Genomic DNA, 16,380 nt, shown 5'->3' on the forward strand with positions numbered 1-16,380 from the left:
CAACCATGTCCACCCTTGAGATCCGCGACCTGCACGTCGCCGTCGAGGACAAGGAAATCCTGCGCGGCGTCAACCTCACGGTGAACTCCGGCCAGACGCACGCCATCATGGGCCCCAACGGCTCGGGCAAGTCGACGCTGGCCTACGCGATCGCCGGCCACCCCAAGTACACCGTCACCGGCGGGCAGGTCCTGCTCGACGGCGTCGACCTGCTGGAGCTGTCGGTCGACGAACGCGCCCGCGCGGGCCTGTTCCTGGCCATGCAGTACCCGGTCGAGGTCCCCGGCGTGTCGGTCTCGAACTTCCTGCGCTCGGCCGTCACCGCCGTCCGCGGCGAGGCGCCCAAGCTGCGCGAGTTCGCCAAGGACCTGAAGGGCGGCATGGACGCGCTGTCCATCGACCCCGCCTTCGCCCAGCGCAACCTCAACGAGGGCTTCTCCGGCGGCGAGAAGAAGCGCCACGAGATCCTCCAGATGGAGCTGCTCAAGCCGAAGATCGCGGTCCTCGACGAGACCGACTCCGGCCTCGACGTCGACGCGCTGCGCGTGGTGTCCGAGGGCATCAACCGCTTCCGCGCGAGCGGCGACACCGGCGTGCTGCTGATCACGCACTACACCCGGATCCTGCGCTACGTGAAGCCCGACTTCGTGCACGTCTTCGCCGGCGGGCGCATCGTCGAGGCGGGCGGGCCGGAGCTGGCCGACAAGCTCGAGGCCGAGGGCTACGAGCAGTACACGAAGGCGTCTGCATGACTTCCACCAGCTTGGACGTGGAGCGGATCAGGAAGGACTTCCCGGTCTTCTCCCGCGAGCTGCCCGACGGGCGACCGCTCGTCTACCTCGACTCGGGCAACTCCTCGCAGAAGCCCAACCTGGTCATCGAGACCATGCGCGAGCACCTGGCCCTGCACTACAGCAATGTGGGGCGGGCCATGCACGTGCTCGGCGCGGAGTCCACGGAGGCGTACGAGGGCGCCCGCGACAAGGTCGCGGCGTTCGTCGGCGCGGCGCGCGACGAGGTGGTCTTCACCAAGAACGCCTCCGAGGCGCTCAACCTCGTCGCCTACTCCTTCGGCAACCCCGCCAACACCGACCCCCGCTTCACCCTCGGGCCCGGCGACGAGATCGTCGTCACCGAGATGGAGCACCATTCCAACATCGTGCCGTGGCAGATGCTCGCGCAGCGCACCGGCGCCACGCTGAAGTGGTTCGGGGTCACCGACGAGGGCCGGCTCGACCTGGCCGACGGCGTCATCACCGAGCGGACGAAGATCGTCTCGGTGGCCCACCAGTCCAACGTGCTCGGCACCGTCAACCCGGTGGTCGAGCTGGCCAGGCGGGCCCACGAGGCGGGAGCGCTCATCCTGCTGGACGCCTCCCAGTCCGTGCCGCACCACCCGGTGGACGTCGCCGCGCTGGACGCCGACTTCGTGGCCTTCACCGGCCACAAGATGGTCGGCCCCTCCGGCATCGGCGTGCTGTGGGCGCGGGCCGAGCTGCTCGACGCCATGCCCCCGTTCCTCGGCGGCGGCGAGATGATCGAGGCGGTCTGGATGGACCGCTCGACCTACGCCCCGGCCCCGCACAAGTTCGAGGCCGGCACACCGCCGATCGTCGAGGCCATCGGTCTCGGCGCCGCCGTCGACTACCTCACCGGGGTCGGCCTGGAGGCGATCGAGGCGCACGAGCGCGAGCTGACCCGCTACGCGCTGGAGGCGCTGCGCGAGGTGCCGAGGCTGCGCGTCATCGGGCCCGGGACGCTGGAGGCGCGGGGCGGCACGGTGTCGTTCACGCTGGAGGGCATCCACCCGCACGACGTCGGGCAGATCCTCGACGACCAGTTCGGCGTCGCGGTGCGCGTCGGGCACCACTGTGCCCGCCCGCTGCACCTGCGGTTCGGAATACCCGCGACCACGCGGGCGTCGTTCTACCTGTACAACACCACGGGCGAGATCGACGCCCTGGTTCGCGGCCTGCATCACGTTCAGAAGGTGTTCGCATAGCCATGATCGGCGAGTCGATGTACCAGGAGCTGATCCTGGAGCACTACAAGCACCCGCAGGGGCGCGGGCTGCGCGAGCCGTACGACGCCGAGGTCCACCACGTCAACCCGACCTGCGGCGACGAGATCACGCTCAGGGTCAAGGTGGACGGCGACCAGGTGCTCGACGTCTCCTACGACGGGCAGGGCTGCTCGATCAGCCAGGCCGCCGCCTCGGTGCTGCACGAGCTGACCACCGGCTCGTCGGTCGCGGAGTCGCTGTCGGTCGTCGACGAGTTCACCCGGCTCATGCAGGGCAGGGGCCAGGTGGAGGCCGACGAGGACGTGCTCGGCGACGCGGTCGCCTTCGCGGGCGTGGCGAAGTTCCCCGCTCGTGTGAAGTGCGCGTTGCTGTCCTGGATGGCCTACAAGGACGCAGTGGTGAGGAGTGCCGCGCAATGAGCAAGCCAACCGAGACCCCGACGACCGAGTTCGACGGTGAGATCACCGTCGACGAGGTCATGGAGGCGCTCAAGGACGTCGTGGACCCCGAGCTGGGCATCAACGTCGTCGACCTGGGCCTGATCTACGGCCTCAACCTCGACGCGGCCGGCGGCGGCAAGCCCGTGGCCACCATCGACATGACGCTGACCAGCGCGGCCTGCCCGCTGACCGACGTCATCGAGGACCAGGCGCACTCGGCGCTCGACGGCATGGTCTCCGACGTGAAGATCAACTGGGTCTGGCTGCCGCCGTGGGGCCCGGACAAGATCACCGACGAGGGCCGAGAGCAGCTTCGTATGCTAGGCTTCAACGTCTGACCTCTGTTCGCTGTACGGCTGGCGTCCGACGTCAGCCGTTTCAGCGTGTCATCAGGGTTTTCGGAAGGTCCGAACCCGGCCGGGAAATATCCGATAACATCCCGGCGTTGGATCAGATGCACACCCCGACGCCTCATCGCGCGTCTCAGCATCGCCTGCGGCCGGTGCGCCGGTGCATCCTCCCCCTCTTTTTCTGACTGGTACGGCCTGCGCCGTACATCTTGGCTCGTCCTTTCGCAGAAGTGACGTGCCACTTCGACGGAAAGGCACGACTTTCGTGACCATGCTTGACGCTGTCATGCCCGCGCTCGACGAGAGCATCTCCGGCGCGACCTCCGCGGCCGCCCCGGAAGCGGGCCCGTCCGAGTTCGAGCTCCTGGGGCTGCCCAGGCCGCTCGTCACCGCACTGGCCAGACAGGGCATCGAGAGCCCCTTCCCGATCCAGAGCGCGACCATCCCCGACGTGCTCGCCGGCAACGACGTGCTCGGCCGTGGCCAGACCGGCTCCGGCAAGACCCTCGCCTTCGGCCTGCCGACCATGGCCCGTCTCGCCGGGGTCAGGCCCGTTCCCGGGCGGCCCCGCGCGATGATCCTCGTCCCGACCCGTGAGCTCGCCCTCCAGGTCCACGACGCCCTCGAACCTCTCGGCCGCGGCCTCGGGCTGCGCATGAAGGTCGTCGTCGGCGGCATGTCCATGGGCAAGCAGATCGAGGCGCTGCGGCGCGGCGTCGACCTCGTCATCGCCACCCCCGGCCGCCTCGGCGACCTCATCCGGCAGGGCGAGTGCTCGCTCGCCGACGTCGAGGTGAGCGTCCTCGACGAGGCCGACCACATGTGCGACCTCGGCTTCTTCCCCGTCGTCACCGAGCTGCTCGCGCAGACCCCGGCCGACGGGCAGCGGCTGCTGTTCTCCGCCACCCTCGACGGCGACGTCGACAAGCTGGTGCAGCGCTTCCTCAAGAACCCGATCACGCACTCCGTGGCTCCCGCGACCTCGCCGGTCGACACCATGGAGCACCACGTGATGCAGGTCACCCGCGACGACAAGTTCGACGTGGCGGCCGAGATCGCCAACCGCGAGGGCCGCACCATCATCTTCGTGCGCACCCAGCACGGCGTGGACCGGCTGTGCAAGCAGCTCGCCCGCGTCGGCGTGAAGGCCGGCGGCCTGCACGGCGGCAAGCGCCAGAACCAGCGCACCCGCATCCTCGCCGAGTTCCGCGAGGGCTCGGTCAACGTGCTGGTCTGCACCGACGTCGCGGCGCGCGGCATCCACGTGGACAACATCTCGCTGGTGCTGCACGTCGACCCGCCCCAGGACCACAAGAGCTACCTGCACCGCGGCGGGCGTACCGCGCGGGCCGGCGAGAAGGGCACCGTCGTCACGCTGGTGCTGCCGAACGAGCGGCGCTCCACCGACGCGCTCACCCGCCGGGCCGGCATCCACCCGTTCCGACTCAAGGCCACCCCGGGGCACCCGAGGGTCGCCGAGGTGACCGGCGCCCGCATCCCGAGCGGCGAGGCCATCCCCGTGTGGGAGCCCGACGTGCGCAAGCCGCTGCGGCCGCGCCGCGACGGCGGCGGTGCCGGCGGTTCCGAGCGCCGCAACCGCCGTCCGCGCCGCGACTTCGACGGCGAGCGCCGCCCGCGCCGCCACGAGGACGGCGAGCGTCCCTTCGGGGGCGACCGGCGTCCGCGCCGGCACGGCGACGAGTCGCGCACCGTGGGCGAGGGCCGCGACCGCGGCTACCAGCCGAGGCGCGGCTTCCGCGAGGGCGACCGGCCCGTCCGCGAGGGCGAGCGTCCGGCCCGCGAGGGCGGCCGTGACGGCTACCGCGGCGGCTCCCGCGACGATCGTGGCTCCAACGGCGCCCGCGGCTACAACGGTGACCGTGGCTACAACGGCGACCGCGGCCCCTCGGGGGAGCGCGGCTTCTCCGGCGGCCGTGGGTCTTCCGGTGACCGCGGCTACTCCAACGACCGTGGATCCCGCGACGACCGTGGCTTCTCGAACGACCGTGGCTTCTCGAACGACCGTGGCTTCTCGAACGACCGCGGCTTCTCGAACGACCGTGGCTACAACGGCGACCGGGGCTCCTCCGGTGACCGCGGCTTCTCGAACGACCGGGGCTTCTCGGGCGGCGACCGCGGTTTCTCGGGCGGCGACCGGCGCGGTGGTTTCCGCGGCGAGCGTGGCTACCGCGGCGACGACCGTGGCGGCCGCGCCGGCCAGGACCGCGGATCGCGCGGCGACTGGCGCGGCTCCGACGACCGCGGCCAGCGCCCCCGCCCGTTCTCCTCGGACCGCCGTCACGCGCGCTGACCGGCTCCGCTGAAGCGAACCCCACCGCCCGCCACACCCCCGAGGTGTGGCGGGCGGCGGCGTTTCCGGGGGCGGGTCAGCCTTTCAGGCCGCTCAGGGCGATGCCCCGGGTGAAGTACTTCTGGAAGATCAGGAAGAACACGATGGTCGGGACCGAGGCGATGAACCCGCCCGCCATGATGGCGCCCTGGTGGTCCGGCGCCCCGAAGTACGAGTTGAGCCGGGCCAGCGCGACCGGCAGGTTCGCCATCTCGTCGCTCTGCACGATCACCAGCGGCCACAGGAAGTTGTTCCATTCGGCCAGCACGATGAAGATCGACATCGCGGCGAGCGCCGGCCGCAGCAGCGGCAGCACGATCTGCCACCAGATCCGCCACTCCCCGGCGCCGTCCACGCGGGCCGCCTGGATGAGCTCGTTCGGCACCGACTGCAGGAACTGCACGAGGAAGAACAGCACGAACGCCTTGGCCAGCCCCGGCACGATGTACGCCGTGTAGGTGTCCAGCCAGCCCAGGTTGCGCATGATGACGTAGTTCGGGATGAGCGTCGTCTGCCAGGGCACCATCATCGACGCGATGATCATCAGGAAGATGACCCTGCGGCCCCTGATCTGGTGCTTGGCGATCACGTACGCCGCCAGCGAGCAGACCAGCAGCGCCCCCACCGTGATCGCCGTGGTGATGACGACGCTGTTGAACAGGAACCGCCAGAACCCGAACTCCACCTGGAACCGCTGGAACACCCCCTGCAGATGCCCCGGATTGACCCGTTCCGCCGACCACTCGGGATCGTAGAAGTTCACGGTCGACGGCGAGCGCGGCACGAACGACGGCGGGATCCTGGACAGCTCCGTCGGCGGCTTCAGCACCGTGATGATCAGCCAGTAGAACGGCACGACCATCGTCAGCGACAGCAGGTAGAACGGCAGGCGCAGCAGGTGCCCGTTCAGCCGGGCCCGGCCGCCCGCGCGCGGCTGCTCGTGCCGGGCCCGCCGCGCCGGGGCGAGCCGGTCCATCGGGGCGACGGCCATCACAGCTCCTTCATCGCGCGCCCGACGCGCAGGTTGACGAGGCTCAGCACGAAGATGATCAGGAACAGCACCCAGGCGACGGCCGAGGCGTAGCCCAGCTTGAAGTGGGTGAACCCCTGGTCGTAGAGGTAGGGCACGATCATCAGCGCCGAGTCGAGCACGCCGCCGATGTTGTTGGTGCCGCGGAAGACGATGTAGACCGCCTCGAACACCTGGAACGCCCCGATCAGCCCGGTCACCACCACGTACGTGGTGACCGGCCGCAGCAGCGGCAGCGTGATGTGGCGGAAGCGCTGCCAGGTCGAGGCGCCGTCGATCCTGGCCGCCTCGTAGTACTCCTCGGGGATGGAGCCGAGGCCGGCGACGTACAGCACCATGCCGTAGCCCATGCCGCCCCACACCGACATCAGCACCAGGATCGGGATGGTGAGCCCCGGCGTGGCCAGCCAGGGCACGGTCGAGCCGCCGAGCCAGTGGACGACCGTGTTGGCCAGGCCGACCTCGCTCGGGAACAGCACCCACTTCCACATGATCATGAGCGCGATGGAGGAGGTCACCGACGGCAGGAAGAACAGCGTGCGCATGACGCGGTGCGGCCAGCTCGGGCCGTTGAAGGCCAGCGCCAGCCCCAGCGACAGCAGGGTGCCGAGCACGACCGAGGCCACCACGTAGAGCGCGGTGTTGCCGAGCGCGTGCCGGAAGCGGGCGTCGCCGGCGAGCTCGGCGAAGTTGTCCAGGCCGGTGAAGACGGCCGGGTTGACCCCGTCGAACGAGGTGAAGCTGAGGTAGAGCGAGTTGGCCAGCGGCCAGAGCAGGAACGCCGCGAACAGCGCGAGGAACGGCAGCAGCATCGCGTACGAGGTGCCGTAGCGGCGCAGCCGGTCGACGGGGACGCGGCGCAGCCGGCCGCCGATGGGGACGGGACCCGCCATTGTCGGCCTCCTAACCGGCGTTGCGCTCCATGACCTTGGCCGCCTCGGCGAGCGCGGTCTTCGCGTCCGACTTGCCGAGGATGGCCGACTGGAGCTGCTTGGCCACGTCGGAGGCGCTCTCGTCCCAGCCGGGACAGCCGGGGGCCGCCTTGCCCGTGCCGATCGCCTGCGCGAAGACCTGCGCCTGCTCGGGCGTGAACGTCGAGCCGCCCACGATCTGGTCGGGGCGCGGCGGGATGTAGGAGATGTTGCGCTTCCTGGCCTCGCCGGCGACGGCGGCGATGGCCTCGTCGGTGTACATGAACTTCACGAAGTCCGCGCCGGTCTGGGCGTACTTGCTGAAGGAGGTGACGCCGATCGCCCGGCCGCCGATGAACGTGGTCGGCCCGGCGGGCCCGGCGGGCAGCGGCGCCATCGCCCACTTGCCCTTCAGCTTGGGCTTGTTGGTGTCGAGGCCCTTGGCGATCCAGTTGCCGGCCACCACCATCGCGGTGCCGGTGTCGAGGGCGTCGGAGCCCTCGACGGTGGCGGTGGGCGCGCCGTGCTTCCGGTAGAGGTCCACCCAGTACGTCAGCGCCCGCTCGGCCTGCGGGGTGTCGAGCGAGGGCTTGCAGTCGGGGGTGTAGAAGGCGCCGCCGGCCTGGTAGAGGTAGTTGAAGTAGCCGATCCAGTCGAGGTTGCCCCAGTCCTGGCTGTAGGGCTTCTTCACCCCCGACGCCTTGAGCGTGGCGATGTCCTCGACGAGCTCCTCCCACGTCTTGGGCGGGGCGTCGATCCCGGCCTTCTCCAGCAGGTCGGTGCGGTAGTAGAGGGCCAGGGTGGACATGTCGAGCGGCACCCCGTACACCGAGCCGTCGGGGGAGACGGCCGACTCCCACTGGGCGGGCTGCGCCTGTCCCTTGAGCGCGTCGATGCCGTGCTTACGCAGGTCCACCATGGCGCCGCGAGCGCCGAACTGGATGGTCCAGGTCATGCCGCCCGAGAGGATGTCGGGGCCGGTGCGGCTGGTCGCGGCGGCGAGGAGCTTGGCGTAGGCGTCGTCCCAGGACAGGGTCTGCACCTTGACCGTCACGTTCGGGTGCTTCTGGTGGTAGAGGTCGGCGGCCTTCTGGAAGGTCGCCGTCTCGTCGTCGCCTCCGGTGGACCAGAAGGACAGGGTCATGGGGGCGTTCTGGTCGGCCTGCTCCGTCCGGGTCTGACCGCTCGTGGCGCAGGCCGTGCTCAGGGCGGCCACGAGGATCGTGCTGCACGCTGCCATGGTTCGTCGCATGGGGCCATCCGATCTCTCCGTCGGATGGGCGCCGGACTTGCGCCGGCGGACGTGCGGATGTGCCTGCGGGTCCCTTGGCCGGCGCCCACTTACTGGTGCGGAGCGGATTTCACCACTTAAGCGGGTAAGCCACAATAGGCAGTTTTTCGAGAGAGCGCGTTCCCCGGCTCTCGTGACGGCGATGACCTTCGATTACGGCTCCAGCGGAAATTTTCCGTCACGATGAAAACGGAGCGGTGCTCCCTCTCGGCAGCAGGCGCGCGGGCGGCTCCGGGGCGCCGTCCGGCCGCTCGCCGGCGATCACCCGGAGCAGGGTGCGCGCGGCGTGCGCGCCGTAGGCGGGGACGTCCCGGGTCACGGCCGTCAGCGGCGGCCGGACCACCTGCGCGAGCGGGGAGTCGTCCCAGGCCACGATCGACAGCCCGGCGGGGACGGCCAGGCCCATCTCCTGGGCGACCGACAGGCCCGCCACCGCCATGATGTCGTTGTCGTAGACGATCGCCGTGGGCCGGGGACGCGCGCTGAGCAGCAGCCTCGTCGCCCGCGCGCCCTCCTCGCCGGTGTAGTCGGTGTGCGCGACCGGATGCCCGCCGAGGCCGGCCGCCGCGCAGCCCCGCGCGAACGCCTCGTCCCTGATCCTGGTGTGCAGCAGCGCAGGCAGCCCCGCCACCCTGGCCAGCCGACGGTGGCCGAGGGCCGCGAGGTAGCCGATCACCTCGCCCATCACGGCGGCCTCGTCCGACCACACGGCGGGCAGCGGGCCCGCGCCCGACGGATGCCCGGCCACCACGGCGGGCATCCCGAGCCGCTCCACCTCCGCCACGCGGGGGTCGGCGGCGCACAGGTCCACCAGGATCGCGCCGTCCACCCGGCCCTCGCCCCACCAGCGCCGGTACACCGCGATCTCGGCCTGATGGTCCGGCACCACCTGCAGCATCAGCGCGCACGAGCCGGCCGCCAGCTCGTCCTCGACGCCGCTGACCAGCTCCATGAAGAACGGCTCCACCCCGAGGAAGCGGGCCGGCCGGGAGAGCACCAGGCCGATCGCGTCGGCGCGGGCGCCGCTCAGCGAGCGCGCGGCCACGTTGGGGCGCCACCCGACCTCCTGGGCGATGGCCCTGATGCGCGCCCGCGTCTCCTCCGAGACGCCGGCGCGGCCGTTCAGCGCGTACGACACCGCCCCCTTGGACACGCCGGCCCGCCGCGCGATGTCGGCGATCGTCGGCCTCTTCACGCCTGCTCCCTCCCGCGCCCCTGCGGTCCCGATAAACCGCTGAACCGTATCAGCGAGATTGATAATCTCCGCTCCGATCCGGGCACAATGCTTTTCCGGTTCATAAACCGGAAACGGGTCCATGTACAGCCCTTCGGGTTCCCGGGCAGTCATCGGATCTGCCGTGCGCCGATCAGGGCGTCTCGCGTGGCGGACGGAGGGCGGTGTCACCTCGTCCCGCAGACTAGGCTTGTCAGGCACGCCATCGACGACGAGAGAGACCATGAAGACCTTCGAAGAGCTGTTCGCCGAGCTGTCCGAGAAGGCCCGCACCCGGCCCGCGGGGTCCGGCACCGTGGCCGCGCTCGACGCCGGCGTCCATGCCATCGGCAAGAAGGTCGTCGAGGAGGCCGCCGAGAGCTGGATGGCGGCCGAGCACGAGTCGGACGACCGGGCGGCCGAGGAGATCTCCCAGCTCCTCTACCACGTGCAGGTGCTCATGATCGCCAAGGGCATCGGGCTCGACCAGGTCTACAAGCATCTCTAGGGCGCGCCCGCGCCCGCCGCCGCACCCGACCTGGAGAATTCGAGAGACCGAACGAGGACCTGACATGCTGCGTCTGGCAGTACCCAACAAGGGCGCGCTCAGCGAGGCCGCCCAGGCCATGCTCAAGGAAGCCGGCTACCGCTCCCGCAGGGACAGCAAGGAGCTGGTCGTGGTCGACGAGGACAACGGCTGCGAGCTGTTCTTCCTGCGTCCCCGCGACATCGCCGTCTACGTCGGCGAGGGCACCCTCGACGTCGGCATCACCGGCCGCGACATGCTCGTCGACTCCGGCGCACCGGTCGAGGAGATCATGCCGCTCGGCTTCGGCGGCTCCACCTTCCGCCTGGCCGGCACGGCCGGCGCGATGACCTCGGTGCACGACCTGCAGGGCAGGCGCATCGCCACCTCCTACGCGGGGCTGCTGGAGAAATACCTCTCCGACCAGGGCGTGGACGCCCGGGTGATCAAGCTGGACGGCGCGGTGGAGACCGCGATCAGGCTCGGCGTGGCCGACGCCATCGCCGACGTCGTCGAGACCGGCACCACGCTGCGCAACGTCGGCCTGGAGGTCTTCGGCGAGCCGATCATGCGCTCCGAGGCGGTGCTCATCAAGCGGCAGGGCGCGGCGGAGACGCCCGGCGTGGGCCAGTTCGTCCGCCGCTTCCAGGGCGTCGTGCACGCCCGCGACTTCGTGATGATGGACTACGACATCCGCGCCGAGCGCATCGAGGAGGCCATCGCCCTCACGCCCGGCATGGAGGGCCCCACCGTCTCGCCGCTGCACCGCGAGGGCTGGGTGGCGGTGCGCGCGATGGTCCGCCGCAAGGGCCACCAGCAGGTGATGGACCAGCTCTGGGACATCGGCGCGCGGGCGATCCTGGTCACCGACATCTACGCCTGCCGCCTCTGACGTCCTCGGCGTTTCCGACAAGCGGCCGCCTCTGACACCCGGAGGCCGCGTCTGACAAATGTCACGGCCGAACCCGGAAGGATCACACTGCCCGGGTCCCGGCCGTGACCTTACGTTCGACGCATGAACGCCATCACGTTCGATCACGTCAGCAAGCGCTACGGGGACGTGCTCGCTGTCGACGACCTCTCCCTCGCCATCGAACCCGGCTCGACCGTGGCCCTCCTCGGCCCCAACGGCGCCGGCAAGTCCACCTCCATCAACCTGCTGCTCGGCCTGCTGCGCCCGAGCTCCGGCCAGGTCGCCGTGCACGGCCGCCCGCCGGACGCGGCCGTGAAGGACGGCGAGATGGGCGCGATGCTCCAGCACGGCACGCTCATCCCCGAGCTGACCGTGAAGGAGCTGGTGGACCTCGTCCGCCGGCTCTACCCGCGCCCGCTGCCCCTCGACGAGATCCTGCGCCTGGCCGACCTGACCGAGCTGGCCGGCCGCCGGGCGAACAAGCTGTCCGGCGGCCAGTCCCAGCGCGTGCGCTTCGCCCTGGCCGTGGCCGGCGCGCCGAAGATCCTTTTGCTGGACGAGCCGACCGCGGCGATGGACGTGGAGTCCCGGCTGCGCTTCTGGGCCGCCATGCACGACTACGCCGCAGGCGGGCGCACGGTGCTGTTCGCCACCCACTACCTGGAGGAGGCCGACGCCCACGCCGACCGGGTGGTCGTCATCGCCCGCGGCCGGCTGGCCGCCGACGGCACCGCCGCCGAGATCAAGGCCGGGGCGGGCGGCCAGATCGTCCGCTTCGCCCTCGGCTCGCAGCCCGCGGCCGGCCTCGACCGGCTGCCCGGCGTGACCTCCGTCGAGATCGCCGACGGCGAGGTCATCCTGCACACCGGCGATCCCGACGCCACCCTGGACGGGCTGTACCGAGGCACCACGCTCGACGTACGGCAGGTCCGGCTGTCCGGCGCCGACCTCGAAGCCGCCTTCCTCGCCCTCACCCGGGAGCCCTGATGCTCTACTACGCCAGGACAGAGACGCTGCGCATGCTGCGCAACCGGCGCTACCTCATCTTCGTGGTGATCTTCCCCGTCCTCCTCTACCTGATCAACGCCAACATCTACGGCGAGCAGACCGACGCAGGCGGCGTCAGCTACGCGGTGATCCTCATGGTGTCGATGGCGGCCTACGGGGGCCTGGCATCGTCCATGATGAGCTCGGCCGTGCCCTGGGCCACCGAGCGGCAGTCGGGCTGGCTGCGTCAGCTCCAGATCACCCCGCTGCCCAGCTGGGCGATCATCGTCACCAAGCTGGCGACCGCGCTGCTGCTCGTGCTGCCGTCGCTGCTGCTGGTCAGCGTCGTCGCCATCGTGCAGCAGGGCGTGTCGATGCCGCCCGCGCGGTGGGCGGGGCTGCTGCTGGCGATGTGGCTGGGCACGATCCCGTTCATCGCGCTCGGGCTGGCCATCGGCTCCGCGCTGTCGCCCGACGCCGCCCAGCCGGCCGCCATGATCTGCATGTTCGCCCTGGCCATCGCGGGCGGGCTGTGGTTCCCTCCGGAGATCTTCGGCACCACGATGAAGGCCGTCGCCGAGGTCACGCCGTCCTACCACTACGCGGCACTCGGCTGGAGCGTGGCGGGCGGCCACGGGCTCGGGCTCGCCGACGTCCTGGTCGTCGCCGCCTGGGGAGTGGTGCTCGGCCTCGGCGCGGCCTTCCTCTACCGCCGGGCTACAGTTCGGGCATGAGCTTCGCCGAGCGGATCAGCTTCGGCGGGGAGGACGACCGGCCCTCGCTCCGGCGGCGGCTGCTCGGTCTGTCCGTCGGGCTGGTCTACCTGGTCTTCCCCGTCGCGGAGATCGTGACCGGAGCGATCACCGGTGTGCGCGCGGTCTGGGCGGGGGCGTTGCTGGCCGCGTTCATCGTGCTGTTCCTGGCGACGGTGGTGAGCGCCAGGAGCTTCCTGGAACGGGGGCGGTGGACGTACCCGCTGCTCGCGCTCACCACCTCGGTGGGGGTCACCGGCGCGCTGGTCTTCGGCGGCTCCTTCCTCAGCATGCCGGTCTACAGCGTCGTGCTGTGCGGGTTCACGCTGCCGGCCGCGGCGGCGCTGGTCGCCATGCTCGCCAACCTGGGCCTGCTGGTGGGCGGCGGCCTGATCCACCACAGCTCGCCCGAGACCATCATCATCCTCGGGCTGCAGGTGGTGACGCTCGGCGTGCTGTTCATCAGCGTGCGCAACACCCGGGCGCTGACCGTCAAGCTGCACCGGGCGCAGGGCGAGGTGGCCCGGCTGGCGGCCACCGAGGAGCGGCTGCGCATCGCCCGCGACCTGCACGACCTGCTCGGCCACAGCCTGTCGCTGATCGCGCTCAAGAGCGAGCTGGCCGGGCGGCTCGCCGAGGGCACGCCCGAGGTGCAGCGGGAGGTCAGGGACATCGAGTCGGTCGCCAGGAAGGCCCTGTCGGAGGTGCGCGAGGCCGTCACCGGCTACCGGCGGCGCGGCCTGGCCGAGGAGCTCGACAACGCCAGGTCCGTGCTGGCGGCGGCCGGCGTGCGGGCCCGCGTGCAGGTGTCGGGCACGCCCCTGCCGGAGCCGGTCGAGGGCCTGCTGGCCTGGGCGGTGCGCGAGGGCACCACGAACGTCGTGCGCCACGCGCGGGCCGGCCGCTGCGAGATCAGGGTGACGTACGAGGACGGGCTGGCCGTCCTGGAGGTCGCCGACGACGGGCGCGGCCGGGAGCCGATCCTGATGGGCAGCGGGCTGTCGGGGCTGAGCGAGCGGGCCGTCGCGGCGGGCGGCGCGATGGCGGCGGGCCCGGGCCCGCGCGGGTTCCGGCTGCGGGTGGAGGTGCCGGCGTGATCCGCGTGGTCCTGGCCGAGGACCAGGGCATGGTACGGGGCGCGCTGGCGTCCCTGCTCAACCTGGAGCCCGACATCGAGGTGGTGGGCGAGGCCGCCGACGGCGCGGAGGCGGCCGAGGTCGTCGCCCGCGCCCTGCCCGACATCGTCCTGCTCGACATCGAGATGCCCGGCACCGACGGCCTGGCCGCCGCCGCGGCGATCAGGCGGCGCACGCCCGGCTGCCGGGTGATGATCCTGACCACGTTCGGGCGTCCGGGCTATCTGCGCACCGCGATGGAGGCGGGCGCGGTCGCCTTCCTCGTCAAGGACAGCCCGGCCAGGGAGCTGGCGGCGGCGATCCGGCGGGTGCACGCGGGGGAGCGGGTCATCGATCCCGGCCTGGCCGCGGCCGCGCTCAGCGCGGGGCCCAACCCGCTGTCGGCGCGCGAGCGCGACGTGCTGTCCGCCTCGGTGGACGGCTCCACCATCGGCGACATCGCCGAGCGGCTGCACCTGTCGGAGGGCACCGTGCGCAACTACCTGTCCTCGGCCATCCAGAAGACCCATGCCCGCAACCGGATCGAGGCCGTGCAGCGGGCCCGTACGCAGGGCTGGCTCTAGCGGGCCTGGCTGGTGACCTCCCTGATGAGGTCCGAGACGCGGACGATGCCGAGGCAGCGGTTCATCTCGTCGGTCACCACCAGGTCGTCGTAGACGCGGCCGGCGTCCCTGCTGGCCGCCTGGACCGCGGCGATCGCCGGCGTGGTGCGCGGCACCGTGCGCGGCGGGTCGGCCAGCCGCCGCGCAGGCTTCTGGCTGTGCAGGGCGTGGCCGAAGCGGGCGGCGAACGACAGCAGGAAGCGGCCGCGGTCCAGGCTGCCCTGGGGACGCTGGTACTCGTCCACCAGGATGACGCTGGTGATCGTCGGCTCGTGGCCGAAGGCCGCGACGGCCTCCTCCGCCCTGGCCTCGGCGGGCAGCGTCACCGCGGGGATCAGCAGCTCCTGCACGCGGGGGCCGAGCAGGGCGGCGCCGGGGGCGGGGTCGGCGACCGGGAGCGGGACGCGTACCTTGCCGTCGGGGCCTGGGGCCAGCAGGGGGCCGTGCGCGAGGCGTACGCCGAGGCCGCGGACGGTGGCCGCCTGGCTCTCGCGTTCCACGCCCGGCGCCATGACGTGGGCGCCGATCCCGCGGGCGAGCGTCACCACCGACCGGGTGACGGCGGTCGCGCGGTGGTCGCCGGGGACGCGCGCGACCAGCTCCGGGGCCAGCGCCACCAGGTACGGCGAGACGTCCGCGGCCAGCTCCGGCGAGGAGCCGTTCGAGCCCACGTCGGCGAGGCCGAGCAAATAGCCGATCGTGAGCAGCCCGTTGAGCGCGACCTTGAGCAGCGGCAGGTCATGCTCGTGGCAGGTCCCGGTGAGCAGCAGGATCGCCTCGCGCGGATGCCGCCCCGCCCGGCGCAGCGCCTCGTGCAGCGGGGTCAGGGCGCCCGCGCCCGACAGCACGACGTGGACCGGCAGGTCCAGCATCATCGGCAGCGGGGTCGCCCGGAGCTCGCCCGAGGGGTCGACGGTCGCGGGGTGGGCGATGACCGCCCCGGTGTCGAGGTCCACGAGGGGGCTGGTGAGCAGGGAGGTCGCCACGAGGAAAGGATCCGGCGGAACCCGCGTGCCACATAAGGCCCACGAAACAGATTTAACCGGCATTTCCCCTTGAGTTGTCCCGGGCCGCTTCGCCGGCCCCGCCCCCGACTCGGCTAGCCTTCGAGGCATGAGCGGGCGTCCGGCCAAGGGTGGCGGCCGGTGGGTCGTGGTGCCGCCGGGGCGGGTGCATCCGTGGATCGACGGGTTCGCCGAGCGGCACGGGCCCTTCACGGCGAGCGGCGACGGGCGGGTGGTCCGGCTGTCGGCCCGCGACGGCGCCCTGGCCGAGCTGCACGTGCCGTTCCCGCCCATGGCCGCCGGGCCGCCGCACGTCAGCGGGCTGGTCGCGCACGTACGCGCCGAGCGCCGGGTGGGGGTGTTCCTCGTCCGGCTCGGCGGGTACGCGGCCGGTGTCTTCCACGGCGACGCGCTGCTGGCGTCGAAGGTCGGCTCGCGGCTGGTGCAGGGGCGGACGGCGGCCGGGGGCTGGTCGCAGCAGCGCTTCGCCCGGCGGCGGCGCGACCAGGCGAGCCGGGCCTACGACGACGCCGTGGAGACGGCGGTGCGGGTGCTGTCGCCGCACCTGGGGGAGCTGGAGGCCGTCGTGCTCGGCGGCGACCGGCGGGCCATGGACGCGCTGCGCCGGGACCGGCGGCTCGCGCCCCTGCTGGCGCTGGAGGCCGAGCCGTTCCTCGTGGTGCCCGACCCACGCCTGACCGTGCTCCGCGACACCCCGTCCACCTTCCGCGCCGTCCGCGTCCGCGTGCTGGACCACGACTCCCCGCCCGCCTGAGTCGGTCGCCCGGCCTGGCCAGGCCGCTTGGTTCACTCGCCCCCAGCCCGCCCGCGTTCGTCAGCCGCTCAGCCTGG

General features: G+C 71.7%; 17 protein-coding genes. 12 read left to right on the forward strand and 5 right to left on the reverse strand.

The features are described from left to right. Positions 1–5 precede the first annotated feature (5 nt). The 5 genes from sufC (at position 6) to AC27IY_RS40680 (ending at position 5,124) form a co-directional block, all read left to right on the forward strand. Positions 6–752 carry a Fe-S cluster assembly ATPase SufC gene (gene sufC / locus AC27IY_RS40660; protein ID WP_329575142.1) on the forward strand — a complete coding sequence of 249 codons (747 nt, stop codon included), beginning with the start codon at positions 6–8 and terminating at the stop codon, positions 750–752. Continuing rightward, positions 749–2,002 (forward strand): cysteine desulfurase, encoded by a 1,254-nt coding sequence (locus tag AC27IY_RS40665; protein ID WP_487181207.1) that lies wholly within the window; start codon positions 749–751, stop codon positions 2,000–2,002. The genes sufC and AC27IY_RS40665 overlap by 4 nt, the downstream gene beginning before the upstream one ends. 2 nt (positions 2,003–2,004) lie before the next feature. After that, positions 2,005–2,442, forward strand: coding sequence for a Fe-S cluster assembly sulfur transfer protein SufU (gene sufU, locus AC27IY_RS40670; RefSeq protein WP_329575147.1), 438 nt, complete (start codon positions 2,005–2,007; stop codon positions 2,440–2,442). After that, a complete protein-coding gene (locus AC27IY_RS40675; protein ID WP_329575148.1) occupies positions 2,439–2,801 on the forward strand; it encodes a metal-sulfur cluster assembly factor in 363 nt (120 codons plus the stop codon). Before sufU ends, AC27IY_RS40675 begins: the two co-directional genes overlap by 4 nt. A gap of 283 nt (positions 2,802–3,084) precedes the next feature. Continuing rightward, positions 3,085–5,124, forward strand: coding sequence for a DEAD/DEAH box helicase (locus AC27IY_RS40680; RefSeq protein WP_487181208.1), 2,040 nt, complete (start codon positions 3,085–3,087; stop codon positions 5,122–5,124). A 76-nt stretch (positions 5,125–5,200) separates the two neighbouring features. On the opposite strand, the gene AC27IY_RS40685 is transcribed toward AC27IY_RS40680, so the two are convergent. The 4 genes from AC27IY_RS40685 to AC27IY_RS40700 form a co-directional block, all read right to left on the reverse strand. Continuing rightward, positions 5,201–6,154 carry a carbohydrate ABC transporter permease gene (locus tag AC27IY_RS40685; protein WP_344215750.1) on the reverse strand — a complete coding sequence of 318 codons (954 nt, stop codon included), beginning with the start codon at positions 6,152–6,154 and terminating at the stop codon, positions 5,201–5,203. Further along, positions 6,154–7,086, reverse strand: coding sequence for a carbohydrate ABC transporter permease (locus tag AC27IY_RS40690; protein ID WP_364453031.1), 933 nt, complete (start codon positions 7,084–7,086; stop codon positions 6,154–6,156). The genes AC27IY_RS40685 and AC27IY_RS40690 overlap by 1 nt, the downstream gene beginning before the upstream one ends. A 10-nt stretch (positions 7,087–7,096) precedes the next feature. Then, a complete protein-coding gene (locus AC27IY_RS40695) occupies positions 7,097–8,356 on the reverse strand; it encodes an extracellular solute-binding protein (protein ID WP_487181209.1) in 1,260 nt (419 codons plus the stop codon). 217 nt (positions 8,357–8,573) lie between these two features. Continuing rightward, positions 8,574–9,590: a LacI family DNA-binding transcriptional regulator gene (locus AC27IY_RS40700; protein WP_487181210.1), complete on the reverse strand. Its 1,017-nt coding sequence runs from the start codon at positions 9,588–9,590 to the stop codon at positions 8,574–8,576. A gap of 262 nt (positions 9,591–9,852) precedes the next feature. On the opposite strand from AC27IY_RS40700, the gene AC27IY_RS40705 reads away from it, so the two are divergent. The 6 genes from AC27IY_RS40705 to AC27IY_RS40730 all read left to right on the forward strand — a co-directional run bounded on the left by AC27IY_RS40705 (position 9,853) and on the right by AC27IY_RS40730 (position 14,485). Continuing rightward, positions 9,853–10,116, forward strand: a complete 264-nt coding sequence (locus AC27IY_RS40705) for a phosphoribosyl-ATP diphosphatase (RefSeq protein ID WP_020547470.1) — start codon at positions 9,853–9,855, stop codon at positions 10,114–10,116. A 64-nt stretch (positions 10,117–10,180) separates the two neighbouring features. Beyond that, complete coding sequence (gene hisG, locus AC27IY_RS40710) at positions 10,181–11,026, forward strand: ATP phosphoribosyltransferase (protein WP_364453021.1); 846 nt, start codon at positions 10,181–10,183, stop codon at positions 11,024–11,026. Between the two features lie 123 nt (positions 11,027–11,149). Next, positions 11,150–12,034 carry an ABC transporter ATP-binding protein gene (locus AC27IY_RS40715; RefSeq protein ID WP_423448930.1) on the forward strand — a complete coding sequence of 295 codons (885 nt, stop codon included), beginning with the start codon at positions 11,150–11,152 and terminating at the stop codon, positions 12,032–12,034. Next, entirely contained in the window at positions 12,034–12,768 is a 735-nt protein-coding gene (locus AC27IY_RS40720) for an ABC transporter permease (RefSeq protein ID WP_344215736.1), read from the forward strand. The genes AC27IY_RS40715 and AC27IY_RS40720 overlap by 1 nt, the downstream gene beginning before the upstream one ends. Continuing rightward, positions 12,765–13,883, forward strand: a complete 1,119-nt coding sequence (locus AC27IY_RS40725) for a sensor histidine kinase (RefSeq protein WP_423448926.1) — start codon at positions 12,765–12,767, stop codon at positions 13,881–13,883. The genes AC27IY_RS40720 and AC27IY_RS40725 overlap by 4 nt, the downstream gene beginning before the upstream one ends. Beyond that, complete coding sequence (locus AC27IY_RS40730) at positions 13,880–14,485, forward strand: response regulator transcription factor (RefSeq protein ID WP_344215732.1); 606 nt, start codon at positions 13,880–13,882, stop codon at positions 14,483–14,485. Before AC27IY_RS40725 ends, AC27IY_RS40730 begins: the two co-directional genes overlap by 4 nt. Here the strand turns inward: AC27IY_RS40730 and AC27IY_RS40735 are convergent. After that, complete coding sequence (locus AC27IY_RS40735) at positions 14,482–15,510, reverse strand: EAL domain-containing protein (RefSeq protein WP_487181211.1); 1,029 nt, start codon at positions 15,508–15,510, stop codon at positions 14,482–14,484. The genes AC27IY_RS40730 and AC27IY_RS40735 overlap by 4 nt on opposite strands. Before the next feature lie 127 nt (positions 15,511–15,637). Here AC27IY_RS40735 and AC27IY_RS40740 point away from each other — a divergent pair, with 127 nt between their 5' ends. Next, positions 15,638–16,303 (forward strand): acVLRF1 family peptidyl-tRNA hydrolase, encoded by a 666-nt coding sequence (locus AC27IY_RS40740; RefSeq protein WP_423470431.1) that lies wholly within the window; start codon positions 15,638–15,640, stop codon positions 16,301–16,303. Positions 16,304–16,380: the final 77 nt, after the last annotated feature.

The sequence above is a fragment of the Nonomuraea sp. B208 genome (assembly GCF_057536035.1).

Bases quoted from the DNA above. Each gene is read 5' to 3' on its own strand.
- AC27IY_RS40680 (WP_487181208.1), top strand. From the start codon at position 3,085: ATGCTTGACGCTGTCATGCCCGCGCTCGACGAGAGCATCTCCGGCGCG.
- AC27IY_RS40690 (WP_364453031.1), bottom strand. From the start codon at position 7,086: ATGGCGGGTCCCGTCCCCATCGGCGGCCGGCTGCGCCGCGTCCCCGTC.
- AC27IY_RS40685 (WP_344215750.1), bottom strand. From the start codon at position 6,154: ATGGCCGTCGCCCCGATGGACCGGCTCGCCCCGGCGCGGCGGGCCCGG.
- AC27IY_RS40695 (WP_487181209.1), bottom strand. From the start codon at position 8,356: ATGCGACGAACCATGGCAGCGTGCAGCACGATCCTCGTGGCCGCCCTG.
- AC27IY_RS40720 (WP_344215736.1), top strand. From the start codon at position 12,034: ATGCTCTACTACGCCAGGACAGAGACGCTGCGCATGCTGCGCAACCGG.
- AC27IY_RS40725 (WP_423448926.1), top strand. From the start codon at position 12,765: ATGAGCTTCGCCGAGCGGATCAGCTTCGGCGGGGAGGACGACCGGCCC.
- AC27IY_RS40675 (WP_329575148.1), top strand. From the start codon at position 2,439: ATGAGCAAGCCAACCGAGACCCCGACGACCGAGTTCGACGGTGAGATC.
- AC27IY_RS40665 (WP_487181207.1), top strand. From the start codon at position 749: ATGACTTCCACCAGCTTGGACGTGGAGCGGATCAGGAAGGACTTCCCG.
- AC27IY_RS40740 (WP_423470431.1), top strand. From the start codon at position 15,638: ATGAGCGGGCGTCCGGCCAAGGGTGGCGGCCGGTGGGTCGTGGTGCCG.
- sufU (WP_329575147.1), top strand. From the start codon at position 2,005: ATGATCGGCGAGTCGATGTACCAGGAGCTGATCCTGGAGCACTACAAG.
- AC27IY_RS40705 (WP_020547470.1), top strand. From the start codon at position 9,853: ATGAAGACCTTCGAAGAGCTGTTCGCCGAGCTGTCCGAGAAGGCCCGC.
- AC27IY_RS40715 (WP_423448930.1), top strand. From the start codon at position 11,150: ATGAACGCCATCACGTTCGATCACGTCAGCAAGCGCTACGGGGACGTG.
- hisG (WP_364453021.1), top strand. From the start codon at position 10,181: ATGCTGCGTCTGGCAGTACCCAACAAGGGCGCGCTCAGCGAGGCCGCC.
- sufC (WP_329575142.1), top strand. From the start codon at position 6: ATGTCCACCCTTGAGATCCGCGACCTGCACGTCGCCGTCGAGGACAAG.